This is a genomic window from Ammonicoccus luteus, assembly GCF_050880385.1.
In the GTDB taxonomy this organism is placed as follows: Bacteria; Actinomycetota; Actinomycetes; order Propionibacteriales; family Propionibacteriaceae; genus Enemella.
This window is the reverse complement of sequence record NZ_JBNZCI010000001.1, coordinates 666,092-680,845: the sequence shown is the minus strand read 5'-3', so window position 1 is coordinate 680,845 and position 14,754 is coordinate 666,092. Positions and strand designations below refer to the sequence as shown.

16 protein-coding genes are annotated in these 14,754 nt (G+C 68.3%); 10 read left to right on the top strand and 6 right to left on the bottom strand.

The window, feature by feature from the left end; all coding sequences use genetic code 11:
- Window positions 1-11: 11 nt before the first annotated feature.
- From ACQ260_RS03195 to serA, 5 genes are all read left to right on the top strand, one after another.
- A complete protein-coding gene (locus ACQ260_RS03195; protein WP_432557946.1) occupies window positions 12-971 on the top strand; it encodes an ABC transporter permease in 960 nt (319 codons plus the stop codon).
- A complete protein-coding gene (locus tag ACQ260_RS03190; protein ID WP_432557945.1) occupies window positions 968-1,780 on the top strand; it encodes an ABC transporter permease in 813 nt (270 codons plus the stop codon). The genes ACQ260_RS03195 and ACQ260_RS03190 overlap by 4 nt, the downstream gene beginning before the upstream one ends.
- On the top strand, window positions 1,777-2,673 hold the full coding sequence (locus tag ACQ260_RS03185; protein WP_432557944.1) for an ABC transporter ATP-binding protein: 897 nt from the start codon (window positions 1,777-1,779) through the stop codon (window positions 2,671-2,673). Before ACQ260_RS03190 ends, ACQ260_RS03185 begins: the two co-directional genes overlap by 4 nt.
- Window positions 2,670-3,461, top strand: coding sequence for an ABC transporter ATP-binding protein (locus ACQ260_RS03180; RefSeq protein ID WP_432557943.1), 792 nt, complete (start codon window positions 2,670-2,672; stop codon window positions 3,459-3,461). The genes ACQ260_RS03185 and ACQ260_RS03180 overlap by 4 nt, the downstream gene beginning before the upstream one ends.
- Window positions 3,462-3,531: 70 nt before the next feature.
- Entirely contained in the window at window positions 3,532-4,734 is a 1,203-nt protein-coding gene (gene serA, locus ACQ260_RS03175) for a phosphoglycerate dehydrogenase (RefSeq protein WP_432557942.1), read from the top strand.
- A 7-nt stretch (window positions 4,735-4,741) separates the two neighbouring features.
- Here the strand turns inward: serA and ACQ260_RS03170 are convergent, their stop codons facing one another.
- The 5 genes from ACQ260_RS03170 to ACQ260_RS03150 form a co-directional block, all read right to left on the bottom strand.
- On the bottom strand, window positions 4,742-5,596 hold the full coding sequence (locus ACQ260_RS03170) for an inositol monophosphatase family protein (RefSeq protein ID WP_432557941.1): 855 nt from the start codon (window positions 5,594-5,596) through the stop codon (window positions 4,742-4,744).
- A gap of 65 nt (window positions 5,597-5,661) precedes the next feature.
- Entirely contained in the window at window positions 5,662-6,684 is a 1,023-nt protein-coding gene (gene rsgA / locus ACQ260_RS03165) for a ribosome small subunit-dependent GTPase A (RefSeq protein WP_432557940.1), read from the bottom strand.
- Window positions 6,681-8,066 carry a 3-phosphoshikimate 1-carboxyvinyltransferase gene (gene aroA, locus ACQ260_RS03160; RefSeq protein WP_432557939.1) on the bottom strand — a complete coding sequence of 462 codons (1,386 nt, stop codon included), beginning with the start codon at window positions 8,064-8,066 and terminating at the stop codon, window positions 6,681-6,683. The genes rsgA and aroA overlap by 4 nt, the downstream gene beginning before the upstream one ends.
- 20 nt (window positions 8,067-8,086) lie before the next feature.
- Window positions 8,087-8,674, bottom strand: a complete 588-nt coding sequence (locus ACQ260_RS03155) for a DoxX family protein (protein ID WP_432557938.1) — start codon at window positions 8,672-8,674, stop codon at window positions 8,087-8,089.
- A gap of 9 nt (window positions 8,675-8,683) precedes the next feature.
- Window positions 8,684-9,829, bottom strand: a complete 1,146-nt coding sequence (locus ACQ260_RS03150) for an N-acetylglucosamine-6-phosphate deacetylase (RefSeq protein WP_432557937.1) — start codon at window positions 9,827-9,829, stop codon at window positions 8,684-8,686.
- A gap of 274 nt (window positions 9,830-10,103) precedes the next feature.
- Between ACQ260_RS03150 and ACQ260_RS03145 the strand changes: the two genes are divergently transcribed.
- The 5 genes from ACQ260_RS03145 to rsrA all read left to right on the top strand — a co-directional run bounded on the left by ACQ260_RS03145 (window position 10,104) and on the right by rsrA (window position 14,603).
- Window positions 10,104-12,050: a DUF222 domain-containing protein gene (locus tag ACQ260_RS03145; protein ID WP_432557936.1), complete on the top strand. Its 1,947-nt coding sequence runs from the start codon at window positions 10,104-10,106 to the stop codon at window positions 12,048-12,050.
- A 75-nt stretch (window positions 12,051-12,125) separates the two neighbouring features.
- The gene (locus ACQ260_RS03140) at window positions 12,126-12,860 is read left to right on the top strand and encodes an SOS response-associated peptidase (protein ID WP_432557935.1); all 735 of its coding nucleotides are present in this window, start codon (window positions 12,126-12,128) and stop codon (window positions 12,858-12,860) included.
- 86 nt (window positions 12,861-12,946) lie between these two features.
- Entirely contained in the window at window positions 12,947-13,573 is a 627-nt protein-coding gene (locus ACQ260_RS03135) for an alpha/beta hydrolase family protein (protein ID WP_432557934.1), read from the top strand.
- A gap of 71 nt (window positions 13,574-13,644) precedes the next feature.
- On the top strand, window positions 13,645-14,328 hold the full coding sequence (locus ACQ260_RS03130) for a sigma-70 family RNA polymerase sigma factor (RefSeq protein ID WP_432557933.1): 684 nt from the start codon (window positions 13,645-13,647) through the stop codon (window positions 14,326-14,328).
- Window positions 14,325-14,603: a mycothiol system anti-sigma-R factor gene (gene rsrA, locus ACQ260_RS03125; protein WP_432557932.1), complete on the top strand. Its 279-nt coding sequence runs from the start codon at window positions 14,325-14,327 to the stop codon at window positions 14,601-14,603. Before ACQ260_RS03130 ends, rsrA begins: the two co-directional genes overlap by 4 nt.
- A 38-nt stretch (window positions 14,604-14,641) precedes the next feature.
- Here rsrA and ACQ260_RS03120 read toward each other — a convergent pair whose 3' ends face one another.
- Window positions 14,642-14,716 carry a 50S ribosomal protein bL37 gene (locus ACQ260_RS03120; RefSeq protein WP_425474887.1) on the bottom strand — a complete coding sequence of 25 codons (75 nt, stop codon included), beginning with the start codon at window positions 14,714-14,716 and terminating at the stop codon, window positions 14,642-14,644.
- Window positions 14,717-14,754: the final 38 nt, after the last annotated feature.

Here is a 14,754-nt window from a genome sequence, read left to right as displayed (position 1 = left end):
GAGCCGCTGCCATGCGCCTGCTCAGGTGGATCGTCACCCGATTGGTGGTGTTCGTCGTCAGCCTCGCGCTGGCATCCGTGCTGATCTTCATCATCAGTGAGGCGTTGCCGGGCGACGCGGCGACCGTCATGCTCGGGCAGGGCGCCTCGCCGGAGGCCGTGGAGGCGCTGCGTCAGCAGTTGGGCATCGACCGACCGGGACCGGTCCGCTATTTCGAGTGGGTCGGCGGGATGTTGACCGGCGACTACGGCACCTCGCTGCTGACCCGGCGGCCCGTCGCCGAACAGATCGGCATGAAGTTCCCGGTGACGTTCTGGCTGGTCTTCTGGGGCATGGTCGCGGCGCTCGTGCTCGCGGTGCCTGTCGGCATGGTCGCAGCCCTGCGCCGGCGGCACATCGAGGGCTTCGCGGCGTCCGGGCTCTCGCAGATCGGCTTGGCGATCCCTGCGTTCTGGGCCGGCATCATCGGCATCTATGTCTTCGCTGTGCAACTGCGGTGGTTCCCCGCGAACGGCTATGTGCCGTTCTGGTCGAGCCCGGTGCAGTGGCTCCGGCATCTCGTCCTGCCCGTGCTGTCGCTGGCGATCGTCCAGGCCGCGGTCATTGCTCGCTATGTTCGCTCCGCGATCATCGAGGTGCTGGCCGAGGACTATTACCGGACCGCCCGCGCGATCGGGTGGCGACAGTTCCCGGCGTTGATCCGGCACGGCCTGCGCAACGCATCGCTCTCGGTCGTGACCGTGCTGGGCCTGCAGTTCTCGACCCTGTTCGTGGGCGCGATCGTGATCGAGTCCGTGTTCACCCTGCCCGGCCTGGGGTCGATGCTCCTGCAAGCCGTGTCCCAGCGCGACATGATCGTCGTCCAAGGCACGGTCATGCTGCTCGTGTTCATCGTTCTCGTGATCAACGCGCTCGTCGATCTCTCGTATGTCGCGCTCGACCCCCGTCTCCGCGCCCGGGGTGCCCGATGAAGCGGGCAGGGCTGTGGACGGGCGTCGTGCTCGTCGGGCTGGTCGTGCTGGTGGCGGTCGTCGCCCTGTTCTGGACTCCGTTCGATCCGCTGCGCGTACGCCCGGACGTCCGGTTGCTCGGACCGGGGTGGCCGCACCTGCTCGGGACGGACAACTACGGCATCGACATCGTGTCGATGCTGATGTCCGGTGCCCGGATCTGCCTCATGGTGGGCATCATCGCGGTGGCAATCGCGGCGGTCGTCGGCGTACCCCTCGGCATGCTGGCCGGCATGGCACCCAGCTGGATCAGCGAGGTGATCATGCGGGGGGTGGACGTGCTCTACGCGTTTCCTGCCCTTCTGCTCGCGATCCTCCTTGCGGCCGGATTCGGCGGGTCGACCGGGACCGCGATGACGGCAATCGGCATCGCCACGATCCCCGCGTTCGCCCGCGTCGCCAGGGCGGCGACCCTCAGCGTGATGGCCTCCGACTATGTCCTGGCGGCGAAGGCTTCCGGCACCGGCCGGCTCGCGACCGCCCTGCGCCATGTCCTGCCCAACATCGCCCCGGTGATCGGCGTGCAGGCGTCGGTGTCGTTCGGCATCGCGATCCTGGCGGAGGCGGCGCTGAGCTATCTGGGGTTGGGTACGCCCCCGCCGGTGCCCACCTGGGGACGGATGCTGCGGGAGGCACAGACGTACATGTTCGCCGACCCCCTCCAGGCGCTCTGGCCGGGGCTGGCGATCGCGCTGGCGGTGCTCGGGTTCAACCTGCTCGGTGACGGCCTGCGCGATCTGCTCGACCCCAGGCTGCGGGAGCTGCAATGAATACACCGCCACGCGAGCCCCAAGATCTCCGGGCCGATCCCGATCGGCCCTTGGGTGAGACCCTCGTCGAAGTCCGAGACCTGCGGGTGGCGTTCGGCAAGGAGCGGCGAGAGGTTCTCCACGGGATCGACTTCTCACTCGCCCGCGGCCAGCGCATTGGTCTGATCGGCGAGTCCGGGTCGGGCAAGTCGGTGACGGCTCTGGCCGTCATGGGACTGTTGGCCGAGACGGCCACGGTCACCGGCTCGATCCGGGTGGCGGGCCAGGAGATCGTGGGCCGGCCCGACCGGACGATCTCCCGGTTGCGGGGTGACGTGATGACCATGGTCTTCCAGGAACCCATGACCGCGCTCGACCCGACGATGAAGGTGGGCCGGCAGGTCGCCGAGGTGTGGCTGCTGCACCAGCGCGGCAGTGCGCGGCAGCGCGCCCGGGCGGAGGTGCTCGGCATTCTGGAGGAGGTCGGCCTTGCGGACCCCGCGCGGGTTGCGGCGTCCTATCCGCACCAGTTGTCGGGCGGCCAGCGCCAGCGGGTGGTTCTGGCGATGGCGCTGATCAACCGCCCGTCGCTGGTCATCTGCGATGAACCCACCACGGCCCTCGACGTCACCGTCCAGGCACGGGTGTTGCGGCTGCTGGACGACGCTCTGGACGACGTCGGGGCGGCCTGTCTGTTCATCAGCCACGACCTCGCGGTCGTGTCCCAGGTGTGCAGCGAGATCATGGTCATGCTCGATGGCGAAGTCGTGGAGCATGGCACGACGCGAGAGATCTTCAACGAGCCCAGGCATGGATATACCCGCGGCCTCATCGCCACCGCCCGTCTCGACCAGGTCGAGCCGGGGGAGCGGCTGCCCGTGGTGTCCGACTTCTTCGACCGGAGCACGCGATGAGCGAACCCGTCTATGTCCTCGAACACGTGCGGCGGGTGTTCGACGCGGCCGGCCGGACTCCGGTCGTGGCGGTCGACAACCTGTCCCTCACGCTCGAGAAGGGCGCCCGTCTGGGGGTGGTGGGGGAGTCCGGCTCCGGCAAGTCGACGCTCATCCGCATGATGGCGGCCCTGGATCGGCCGACTTCCGGCACGATCAAGTTTCACGGCCGCCCGATCGAGGGTCTGCCAGAACGTCGCCTCGGATTCCTGCGGGCCGAGGTTCAGATGGTCTTCCAGGACCCGCGCTCGTCGCTCAACCCACGGATGACGGTGGCCGACATCATCTGCGAACCACTGCGCTCCCGGCTTCTGCGGACCCGATCGGACGTGCCGACGGATCAGCAGGGGCGCCTGGCCAAGGTGCTCGACGCCGTGGGACTGCCCGCCGATTCGGGCAGGAGATATCCGCACGAGTTCTCCGGTGGTCAGCGGCAGCGCATCGCCATCGCCCGGGCGCTCGCGCCCAACCCCGAGGTGCTGATCGCCGACGAGCCGGTTTCGGCCCTGGACGTTTCGGTCCGGGCTCAGGTCCTCAATCTCCTCGACGAACTCGTCGATGATTTCGGTCTGACCCTCGTGTTCGTGAGCCACGACCTGATGGTGGTTCGGCACATCTGCAACGAGGTGCTGGTTTTGCGGCGCGGAAAGGTCGAGGAGGCGGGTCCGACAGAGGAGGTGTACGCCGCGCCCGCTGCGGCGTACACCGCCGAATTGCTGGCGGCGGTCCCACGCATCCGACTGGACTGACCCGAAGTCAGGACCGCAGGCCGGAACTCCGGTCGGAGAGTCCCCGCCCGGAGGATTAGAATCACGCGCCGTGAAGGCATTGCTCTTGGAGAACATCCACACCGACGCTGTCAAGATCCTCGAGGCTCGCGGGTTCGACGTGACCCTGCACAGCCGTGCGATGGACGAGGACGAGTTGATCGACGCACTCGACGGTGTCGCGATGCTGGGCATCCGCTCCAAGACCCAGGTGACAGAGCGGGTCCTGGCCGCCCGCCCCGGCCTGGAGGCGATCGGGGCCTTCTGCATCGGCACGAATCAGATCGATCTCAATGCGGCCGCCGCTCGGGGCATCCCGGCCTTCAACGCGCCGTTCTCCAACACGCGATCGGTCGTGGAGCTCGCGATCGGCGAGATCATCACGATGGCCCGCCGCCTGTTCGACAAGTCGACCGCGCTCCACGAGGGCCGCTGGGACAAGTCCGCCAAGGGCGCTCATGAGGTGCGTGGCCGGTCGCTGGGCATCATCGGCTATGGCAACATCGGCTCGCAGCTGTCGGTCGTCGCCGAATCGTTGGGCATGCGGGTCTATTTCTATGACATCGTGGACAAACTCGCGCTCGGCAATGCGCAGCGCTGCTCCTCGCTCGAGGAACTCCTCAACACCGCCGAGACGATCTCGCTTCATGTGGACGGTCGCCCGGGCAATGCCGGCTTCTTCGGCGCCGAGCAGTTCGCGATGATGCGCCGCCGCAGCCTGTTTCTGAATCTCGCCCGTGGGTTCGTGGTGGACCACGACGCACTCCGGGACAATCTTCTGTCCGGTCATGTCGCCGGCGCCGCCGTGGACGTTTTCCCGGAGGAGCCCAAGGCCAACGGCGACCCGTTCACCTCCGTGCTGCAGGGCATTCCGAACGTCATTCTGACGCCGCACATCGGTGGCTCGACCGCGGAGGCGCAACAGGACATCGGCTTCTTCGTGGCGAACAAGTTGGTGGACTTCCACGAAACAGGCTCGACCGTCATGTCGGTGAACCTGCCCCAGGCGAATGTCGACAACGGTGTCACGGTGCGTCTGCTCCATCTGCACCACAACGTCCCGGGCGTGCTCGCCCGCATGAACCAGGCGATCGCCGATCATGAGGTCAACATCGACCGGCAGACGCTGGCCACGCACGGGGAATACGGCTATGTGATCACCGACGTCTCCGGTGCCCGCGTGGACGAACTCGCGGAGGTCCTGCGCGACCTCCCGGAGACCGTCCGGCTGCGCCAGGTGACCACCAAGGGCTGATGCATCGCTAGTTCTCCGGCCGCCGGTGCGGTGCCTCGGGATCCACGGCACCCCCGGCGGTCAACTGTTCCACGACGAGTTCGTGGAGGACGCCGTTGGTGGCGATAGCGCCGGGCCCGACCGGGCCGGGAGAGCCCTCCACGGATGTGAAAGTCCCGCCCGCTTCGGTGACGACGATGCTGGGGGCCGCCATGTCGTGGAGCGAGAGCTCGGGTTCACAGGCGATGTCCACCGCGCCCTCGGCGACGAGCATGTAGGACCAGAAATCCCCATAGGCCCTGCTCCGCCACACCGACCGCATGAGATCGACGAAGTTCTGGCCCAGGCCTTCGGCGACCCACCCGTGCAGCGACGAATAGGACAGTGACGCATCGGTGACGTCGGAGACCCGGGAGACGCCGATGCGCTGGGCTTGGTGCAGTGACTTGCCCATGAATGCCCCGGCGCCCTTTGCGGCCCACCAGCGCCGGCCCAGGGCGGGGGCGCTGACGACCCCTGCCACCACCTCGTCCTCGATCATGAGCGCGATCAGAGTGGCCCAGACCGGGACGCCGCGGACGAAATTGGAGGTTCCGTCGATCGGGTCGATCACCCAGCGGCGCGGACCCCAACCGGTGTCGTCGAACTCCTCGCCCTGCACGGCGTCACGGGGGCGGGCGCGGGCCAAGGTGCGTCGGCATGCCTCCTCGACCGCAAGATCTGCGTCGGTCACGTTCGACATGTCAGGCTTGGCGGAAATCTTGAGGTCCTGGGACTTGAAGCGCGCCATCGTGATCGAGTCGGCGTTGTCGGCCATCATGTGGGCCAGCCGCAGATCCTCGGTGAAGTCAGCAGCTGACGGGGAAGTCGGGCGCACGGTCATGGCCACAGGTTAGCCGCTCGGTGCTCTGCAACCGGGGCCGCTCACGGACCCGAACCGTGGGCGGATCACATCTCGTGGGGGAGTTTGCGCGCCGAGATCATCCGGCGGAAGGACTCGATGCGGGCCCGTGGGACGTCGCCGTTGCGCCACGCATCGTCCAGCGCGCAGTCGGTCGCCTCGTCGTCGTGCGCGCAGCCGCGGGGGCAGTCGGAGGTGAAGCCGACCAGGTCGGGGAACGCCTTGAGAACGTCGGCCGGGGTGATGTGGCTGAGTCCGAAAGAGCGTACGCCGGGTGTGTCGACGACCCACCCGCCGTGGTCCGGCAATTCCAGGGCGATGGCCGAGGTCGAGGTGTGCCGGCCACGGCCGGTGACGACGTTGACGTCTCCGGTCGCCCGGTCGATGCCGGGAATCAGGGCATTGACGAGCGTCGACTTCCCGACTCCCGAGTGCCCGACCAGCACCGAGACCTTGTCCGCCAGGAGCGTCCTGAGCGGGGTCAGATCGGCGCCCGGTTCCGTCACGACCACCGGCACGCCCAGCGGAGCATAGGCGCCGATCAACTCGTCCGGGGATGCGAGATCGGCCTTGGTCAGGCAGAGCAGTGGGTCAAGGCCAGCGTCATAGCCGGCCACCAGGATGCGATCGATCATGCCGGTGCGAGGCGGGGGGTCGGCAAGGGCGGTCACGATCACCAACTGGTCGGCGTTGGCGACCACGGGCCGCTCGAAGGGATCGTCATCGTCGGCGGTGCGGCGGAGCACGGTGGTGCGTTCGAGCACCTCCACGATGCGCGCAAGGGTTCCCTCGGCGCCAGACACGTCGCCGTCCAGCCGGACTCGGTCACCGACGATCACCGACTTGCGACCCAGCGACCGCGCCTTGGTCGTCGTGACGAGCGGGCCCACGGGCTCGTAGGTCTCATTGAGCAACAGCACCCGAAAACGGCCGCGGTCGACGGTGGTCACCAACCCGACCGGCGCATCGGAATAGTCCGGACGCTGCTTGGTGCGCGGGCGGCTGCGGCGTCGGGGACGGTCGAAACCAGCGTGTTCATCCGAATGGATCCCCCCACGCCGTCGGCTCACCGACCGTCCCCGTCTCCGGCGGCGCGCTCGGCGGCGATCTGACGGTCGAGCCACTCGTCGGAGTCGGCGAGCATCTGGGTCCACAGCAACGAGAAGTCGGGCATCGTCTTGCTGGTGCAGCCGATGTCGTCCAGGGTCACGGCATCGACGAGAAGACCGAGCAACGCACCGGCGTGCGCCATGCGGTGGTCGGCGTACGTCCGCCACTCTCCGCCGTGCAGGACGCGGGGGTGGATCACGAGGCCGTCATCGGTCTGATGGACGTGGGAGCCGAGACCGTTGAGCTCGGCCTCCAGTGCGGCGAGTCGGTCTGTCTCGTGACCGCGGATGTGCCGGACGCCCCGCAAATGCGACTTCTCGCGCGCCACGGCGGCGAGCGCGGCGACGACCGGGGTCAGCTCGGACACTTCGGAGAGGTCGAGGTCGACGCCGTGGACAATGCCGTCACCAGTGACCGTGAGGTCGCCGTTTTCCAGGACCGCTCTGGCGCCGAACTCGGCGAGGATGGTTCGCAATCGGTCGCCCGGCTGGTGGGTGTCCGCCGGCCAGTCCGGGATCGTGATCTGGCCGCCGGTGATGACCGCCGCGGCGAGGAACGGCGAGGCGTTGGACAGGTCCGGGGCGATCACCACGTCCTTGGCGGCGATCGGTCCGGGCTCGACCCGCCAGTGGCCGTGCCGGGAGTCGTCGACTCGCACCCCACGCTCCCGGAGCATCGCGATCGTCATATCGATGTGCGGCTTGCTCGGCAGCGTGGGTCCGATGTCCTCGATCGTGAGGCCCTGCTCGCAGCGCGCCCCGATGAGCAGCAAGGCCGACAGGAACTGGCTCGACGTGGAGGAATCCAGCCTGATCGCGCCGCCGGGGAGGTCAGCTCGCCCACCGATGGTGAACGGCAATGCGTTGGTGCCGGGCGTCACGTCCGCGCCCATGTCATATAGCGCGTCGAGCACCGGACCCATCGGGCGGCCCTCCGCCTGGGGGTCACCGGTGAACTCGATCGGGCCGGGCCCGAGAGCAGCCACGGCCGGCAGGAACCGCATGACGGTTCCGGCCAGTCCGCAGTGGATGGTGGCGGGCATCTCGGCGAGCCGCGCCGGCGGGGTGACGAGCAAGCCGTCGGGCGTCTTGTCGACCGCCACCCCGAGCTGCCGCAGGCCGGTGCGCATCAGGAGAGTGTCGCGGGCCTCCAGGGCGCCGACGATGGTCGAGGGCCCGTCGGCAAGTGCCGCCAGCACCAGTGCGCGATTGGTTTCTGACTTGGACCCCGGGACCCGCACGGTGGCATGGACCGGCTCAGTCGCGATGGGTGCGGGCCATGGGCCCGAGTCGACCGCGCGACGTGGGCGCGCCGGGGCAGCAGAGTTCGGGTCAGTAGTCACAACCGAAGTCTATCGACGGGTCAGTGGGTCAGATCCTTCGCCTGAAGAGCGACCCGGTGCTTGACATTGTCGACCTGGCGCGCCAACTGCAGCTTGGTCAGTTCGGCGTCCTTCGACAGCGCTCTGCGCGTGTGATCGACGCTGCGTGACAGCTTGGCGGCCGAATCCTGGGCGCGCCAAGCGAGGCCCGGACGACCCTCGGTGTCACCGGCTGCGATGAGCGAGCCGCCGAGCAGGGCGACGTTCTTCAACAGATCGTTGCGCGCGAGCGCCTTTTCCTCCGGGGTAAGGCCCTTCGCAGAGAAGCCCATGAGCTGGGGCACCATCGACAGCGCGATGAGACCAGCGCCCAAGCGACGGCCCTTGCCGGAGATCAGACCGAGGCCACCGGCCACCTGCAGGCCGCCGGCGACGCGGGCATAGGTCTCGGTGTCCTGGGGCAACGAGGTCGCCACCTCCGGCGCGACCTTGCGCGCCAAGGGGACCACAGTGGACGCGAATCGCTCCTGTTCCGCCGCATATGGTGCGGGGTCCTTCAGGGCCTTCACGCCGTTCACGACGAAATAGCCGGCGAGCATGGTTCGGGCGGCGGCACGCAGCAGGTTCATGGGTCATGTTTACCGTGTCGCTGTGACGCTGCCAAGACCGGGGTGGGTGTCGACATGACGACCGCGGTGCCAGACCCCGGTCACTTGCCAGTCGCCGTCGAGGGCAACCAGATCGGCCTTGGCGCCCGGGCGCAATTCGCCCACGTCCGTCAGCCCGAGATAGCGCGCCGGCTGAACGGTCAGCGACCGAACGGCCGCCCGCCAGTCGACGCCGGCCGCCACCGCGTGTCCGAGCGCGACGTCCAGCGTCAGCGTGCTGCCGGCGAGGGTGTCGGTGCCGGCGAGCAGAGCGATGCCGTTCCGGACCTCGACAGGCAGGGAACCGATCCGATAGGCGCCGTCGCAACAGCCGGTCGCGGCCATGGCGTCGCTGATCAGGACGAGTCTCTTGGGGCAGACGTCGAAGAGCCAGGCGACGAGGTCGGGGGAGAGGTGGACGCCGTCCTGGATCACCTCGAGCCACACCCGGGGGTCGTTGAGCAGCGCCAGCACCGGGCCCGGGTCGCGGTGGTGCAAGGGCGGCATCGCGTTGAACAGATGGGTGGCGCCCGTGACCCCGGCATCGATCGCGGCGACAGCGACGGCGTGATTCGCTGCCGTGTGGCCGAGGGCCGCGACGACGCCGCGCTCGCGCAGCAGGGCGATCGCCGCGGGCCCGCCGGGACGCTCGGCGGCCACCGTCACCATGCGGACGGTGCCGGCCCCCGCGTCGAGCGCTGCTCGCACCTCGGCGGGATCCGGATCGCGCAGGTGCTCCTCGGCGTGGGCGCCTTTGTACGCGGCCGCCAGCCACGGTCCCTCCAGATGGATGCCGGCGAGCGAGCCGTCCCGGACGAGAGGCGCCAACCGGGCGATCTGTTCGTGCAGGATGTCCAACGGCTCGCTCACCAAGGATGCGATCATGCTCGTGGTGCCGTGTGCGCGGTGGAAGGCCAGCACGGCGTCCGGGTCCTCACTGAAAGCGCGGCCCGCCGCGCCATGGCAGTGCGCGTCCACGAATCCGGGCGCCAGGGTGGCGTCGCCGAGGTCGACATCCACTGCCCGCCCGGCGACTGCCGGGCCGACCCCCACGATGCGATCACCGGCCAGAACCACCTCGCCGGGACTGAACTCCTGCTCGCCCGTGAACACCCTGGCTGCCCGCAGCACGGTCATGATGCCTCCGGCAGCAATTGAGCGGCCGCCAAGTCCGCAGTTCGCGCGTCACTGATCGTCCCCAGCCGCTGGGGCAGGCGATGGTGCCGCATCAGATCACCAGGTGGGTCGCCCATCAATGCTCCTCACCACCTGCGCTTCCTGTCACTAGGGGGCAATCTTGGCAGGAAAGGAGCTGTCAATGCCTGTGGATAGATGACGATGCGCGCCATAACTGTCGGAGGGGACACTTAAGATTTAGATCACTAGTTCGAATAGGTGCGAGGTGATCGTGATGACCCACCCCTTGATGGTCCCGCCTGATGATCCTGCCGCGGGCGATGAGTGGACGCGGCCGAGCGCTGTGGAGCCGGTGCAGGGGTGGGACCGGGTGCGGGTGATCGCGAGCTTGCGTGCTGCTGCAGAGCGTGAGCGGGAAGCGGAGGTGGATCAATACGCGTTGATCGCCGCGGCCGCCGATGTGTACTGCTGGATCGACAACTCTGCCGAAGCCGCCGAGGTCTATTTCGGCGGCACGCCCCGCACGCTCTACGGTGAACGGTTGTGGCACTTCGGTGCCGAAGGCACCCCCGAGATCGCGGAGTTCATCACCTTCGAGGTCGGGCCCGCTCTCGGGATCTCTCCCGAGTCCGCGGCCGCGCTGATCGCTGACGTGCTCGACCTGCGCCACCGATTGCCGCGGACCTGGCAGTTGTTGCTCCAGGGTCGGGTGCTGGGCTGGCTCGCACGTCGGATCGCGCAGAACACCCGCACTGCCGGGCTGTCTTTCGATATCGCCCACGAACTCGATCGCCACATCGCCCCGTTCCTTGAGGGCTGGACTCCTCACCAAGCACTGACTCGGGTCGGTCTGTTGATAGCCCGCCTCGATCCCGCAGGAGCTGAGGAGCGCCGCCGCCAGGAACTGGCGGCCCGGTTCGTTGCGATCACCAAGGGTGAGGCCGGCACTGCTGCCCTGCGCGGGCAACTCGACGGGCCGGCCGGGCTGGCGCTGGACCAGACCTTGGACGACCTCGCCGACATCCTCGAAGCGGCCGGGTTGGACGGCACGCGCAACGAACTCCGTGCCGCAGCTCTGGAAGCACTTGCCGACCCCGCTCACGCCGCCGACCTGCTCACAGGCACGATTGCCCATGTGGCCCCTGCCGACCCCAACTCCGGCAGCTCGGACGGCGGTGAGGACGCGGAGCCCGGGCCCGACCGACCTGACTTCGTTGTGCCCGACGACTCCGTTGTGCCCGACGACTCCGTTGTGCGCGACGACTTCGGTGAGCGCGACGACTTCGGTGAGCGCGACGACTTCGATGAGCCCGGGGGGTCCGGTGAGCACCCTGGCTCCGGCGGCCCCGATCGTCCAGCGGGTGGTTCGGGCGACGGGTGCGCGCTGGATCTGTCCGGGGCCGGTAGCCGCACGATCCGCGGCACCGGTGGCCGCGACCCGGCCGCGCCCACGACCTCGGTCGGCAGTCCCTGGCGGATCGCGACGCTGCACCTGGACCTCCACCTCACCCTGGCCGACCTGATCACCAGCGCCGGCGGCCACAGTCATCAGTTGGGCGAGCTCGCCCTGTCCCAGATCCACGACCTGCTCGCCCGCGCCGACAAAGTCGTGATCACCCCCGTGCTCGACCCCTCCGTTCCCCAGGGCGTGGACGGCTACCAGATCCCCGACCGCATCGCCCGCGCCGTCAAACTCCGCAATCCCACCGTGGTGTTCCCCTACAGCAACCGCTCCTCGACCGCCCAGCACGTGCAGTGCGACCACGTCGTGCCCTACCCCGACGGGCCCACCCACACCGACAACCTTGCCCCCGAATCACCCAAGGCCCATCGTGCCAAGACGTTCGGCGGCTACCGCAAGACCACCGTCCGCGCCGGCACCTATCATTGGACCACCCCGGCCGGACAACAGTTCTGGGTCACCCCGCACGGCACCTATCGCGCCGACCCTGACACCACCCCACCCCCGGCCTACCGCCGCCTGTCCGACCGCGCCCGCCAAGCACTCATCCCCGACGCCCACCCCGCCACGGCTGCCGGCAGCGGCTCAGCTGGGGACTGCGGGCACGGCAATGACACCGGCCGGGTGCGGGACCACCTCCCCGCGGAGTCACTGCAACCCGAACTGATCCCCGACCCGGACTCGCCGCCGCCGTGGAATGGCCAACATTTCCCCGAACCTTGGTCCGGAATCGATCCCAACGGGCCACCACCCTTCTGAGCCGCCGCCGATCTGCTGGCCCCAGCATCACCAACCGGCCCAGAGGGGCGCGAAGCGTGCCCAGGGCCCACTAGCGTGGTGAGGGTGTGTGGACGCTATGCAGCTTCGGCAGACTTGGCAGAGCTCGTGGACGAGTTCGACATCGATGAGGTGACCGACGCGCCGGAAGGCCCGAGTTGGAATGTCGCTCCGACGGATCCGGTGCCGGCCGTGGTGGAACGCGTACCCAAGGATGCCCCTGACGCCGACGCCACCCGCAAGCTCGTCCAACTCCGCTGGGGACTCGTGCCGTCCTGGGCGAAGGACGCCAAGGGCGGGGCCCGGCTGATCAACGCCCGGTTCGAGACCGTGGCTGAGAAGCCGTCCTTCCGCAAGGCTTTCGCCAGCAGGCGGTGCCTGTTGCCGGCCGACGGCTATTACGAGTGGTACGCCGGCGCCGACCCCAAAAAGAAGCAGCCGTTCTTCATCCATCGCGCCGACGGGGGACTGCTGGTGATGGCCGGGATTTATGAGTTCTGGCGTGACGACAGCCGGCCTCAGGGCGATCCGGACGCCTGGCTCACCACGTGCTCGATTATCACGACCACCGCAACCGATGCTCTCGGGCACATCCACGACCGCATGCCCATGATCATCCAGCGGGACGCTTGGTCCGACTGGTTGGATCCGCGCCGCACGGATCCGGGAGATGCCCTCGAGCTCCTGCGCGTGACGGATGCGGACCAATTGGCCGCCTACGCTGTCGGCGCGGCGGTGGGGAACGTGCGCAACAACGGACCTGAGCTCGTGCAGCCGCTGGAACAGCCGTGACCTGCCCGCGGGACGCCGCCCGGGAGGAGAGCATCGGGCCGTTCGAGCACATTCGTGCCATTGAGACTGAGCTCGGACCTGCACGCATGTTCATCAGCAGCCCGGAGCGCCCACGGGCCGTGCTTCTGCTGGGGCACGGAGCGGGCGGTGGTGTCGACGCCCCCGATCTCGAGGCGCTGACTCGTCTCAGCCGAGACCGCACCGCCGTGCTTCGGTTCGAGCAGCCGTGGCGGACCGCGGGGAAGAGGGTCGCCCCCGCACCCGCACGCCTCGACCTGGGCTGGCAGGCAGCCCGCGCGTACGTCCGCGAGCAATTCGCCGACCTCCCGCTCTTCCTCGGCGGACGAAGCGCCGGGGCCCGAGTCGCCTGCCGTTCCGTGGTTGCCGACGCCCCGGACGAGGTCGCTGGGGTGATCGCCCTCTCGTTTCCGCTGCACCCGCCCGGCAGGCCGGAGTCCAGCCGGGCAGCTGAACTGTTGGGACCCGGGTGCCCCGTGCTGGTGATTCAGGGGGAGCGGGACCCGTTCGGCACGCCGACCGAGATTGCGACCACCGTCGCCGATGCGCCGCATCACTCCATGGTGGCCGTGCCGGGCTGTGCCCACGAGTTCAAGCCCGCGAAACGTGGCCCACTCGACCCGGACGGCGTTGCGGATCTCCTCGTCACCAGCGTGCGCGAGTTCCTCGACGACCTTCTGAGGGGCAGGGAATAGCCCGCGCCGATTCGATGTTGACGGGGGTGATGGTCACCTGTGAATCCAAGAGCCCGGTACTGTCCTATGTGATGACACTGCCGCGGACCGATGAATCCACCAGCCCGGACTCTCCAGACCGGGCGGATCAGCCTGCCCCGGACCTCCCGCTGGATGCCGATGTCGATCTGGCGACCGAAACGCCGGCGGAGCGGGATGTCCGGTTCGAACGGGACGCGCTCGAATACTTGGATCAGCTCTATGGAGCCGCGCTCCGGATGACGCGCAACCCCGCCGACGCCGAGGACTTGGTTCAGGAGACCTATGCGAAGGCCTACGGGTCCTTCCATCAGTACAAGCCGGGGACCAACCTGAAGGCTTGGCTCTATCGGATCCTGACGAACTCCTACATCAACAGCTATCGGAAGGCCCAGCGCTCTCCGAAGATCGCGGACGGTGAGGACGTCGAGGATTGGCAGTTGGCGCGAGCCGAGTCACACACGTCGCGCGGCCTGCGTTCGGCCGAGGTCGAGGCGCTCGATCGGATGCCCGACAGTGCCGTGACCTCCGCCCTCCAGGAGCTGTCGCCCGACTTCAGGCTGGCCGTCTATTTGGCGGACGTCGAGGGCTTTGCCTACAAGGAGATCGCCGAGATCATGGGGACGCCGATCGGCACGGTGATGTCGCGGCTGAATCGTGGGCGGCGCCAGTTGCGCACGGCCCTGGCCGACTATGCCCGGGAGAACGGTTTGATGCCGAAGGAGGCCGGCGAATGAGCACCGACTCCGATCCGCTGGCCGGCCTGCACAAGGAATCGGACTGCTCGGAAATTCTCGGGCGCATGCACGAGTTTCTGGATCACGAGCTGGACGGCACCACCGCAGCGGACGCAATTCGGGCCCACCTGGACGCCTGCGAGCACTGCTTGGACGACTACGATGTCGTGTTTGCGCTCAAGCAACTCGTCAGCCGCTGCTGCCGGGCGGAAAAGGCGCCCCAGCAGCTGCGGGTGACGATCATGACCTCGATCACGCGCTGGCGCGCGGACTGAGTCCCCGGCTCGGTTCGACAAGCCCAGGGAGGTCCGACTCAGGAGTTGGGGCGCTTGCCGTGGTTCGCGCTCTTCTTGCGACGGGCGCGACGCTTGCGACCGGTCTTTCCCATGCTTGCCTCCTCGTCAGGTATGGACATCGCGGCGTCCG

Coding starts and splice junctions, on each gene's coding strand:
- ACQ260_RS03195 (WP_432557946.1), top strand. CDS start 12: ATGCGCCTGCTCAGGTGGATCGTCACCCGATTGGTGGTGTTCGTCGTC.
- ACQ260_RS03190 (WP_432557945.1), top strand. CDS start 968: ATGAAGCGGGCAGGGCTGTGGACGGGCGTCGTGCTCGTCGGGCTGGTC.
- ACQ260_RS03185 (WP_432557944.1), top strand. CDS start 1,777: ATGAATACACCGCCACGCGAGCCCCAAGATCTCCGGGCCGATCCCGAT.
- ACQ260_RS03180 (WP_432557943.1), top strand. CDS start 2,670: ATGAGCGAACCCGTCTATGTCCTCGAACACGTGCGGCGGGTGTTCGAC.
- ACQ260_RS03170 (WP_432557941.1), bottom strand. CDS start 5,596: ATGACCGTGCGCCCGACTTCCCCGTCAGCTGCTGACTTCACCGAGGAT.
- ACQ260_RS03155 (WP_432557938.1), bottom strand. CDS start 8,674: ATGAACCTGCTGCGTGCCGCCGCCCGAACCATGCTCGCCGGCTATTTC.
- ACQ260_RS03150 (WP_432557937.1), bottom strand. CDS start 9,829: ATGACCGTGCTGCGGGCAGCCAGGGTGTTCACGGGCGAGCAGGAGTTC.
- ACQ260_RS03145 (WP_432557936.1), top strand. CDS start 10,104: ATGACCCACCCCTTGATGGTCCCGCCTGATGATCCTGCCGCGGGCGAT.
- ACQ260_RS03135 (WP_432557934.1), top strand. CDS start 12,947: ATGTTCATCAGCAGCCCGGAGCGCCCACGGGCCGTGCTTCTGCTGGGG.
- ACQ260_RS03130 (WP_432557933.1), top strand. CDS start 13,645: ATGACACTGCCGCGGACCGATGAATCCACCAGCCCGGACTCTCCAGAC.
- rsrA (WP_432557932.1), top strand. CDS start 14,325: ATGAGCACCGACTCCGATCCGCTGGCCGGCCTGCACAAGGAATCGGAC.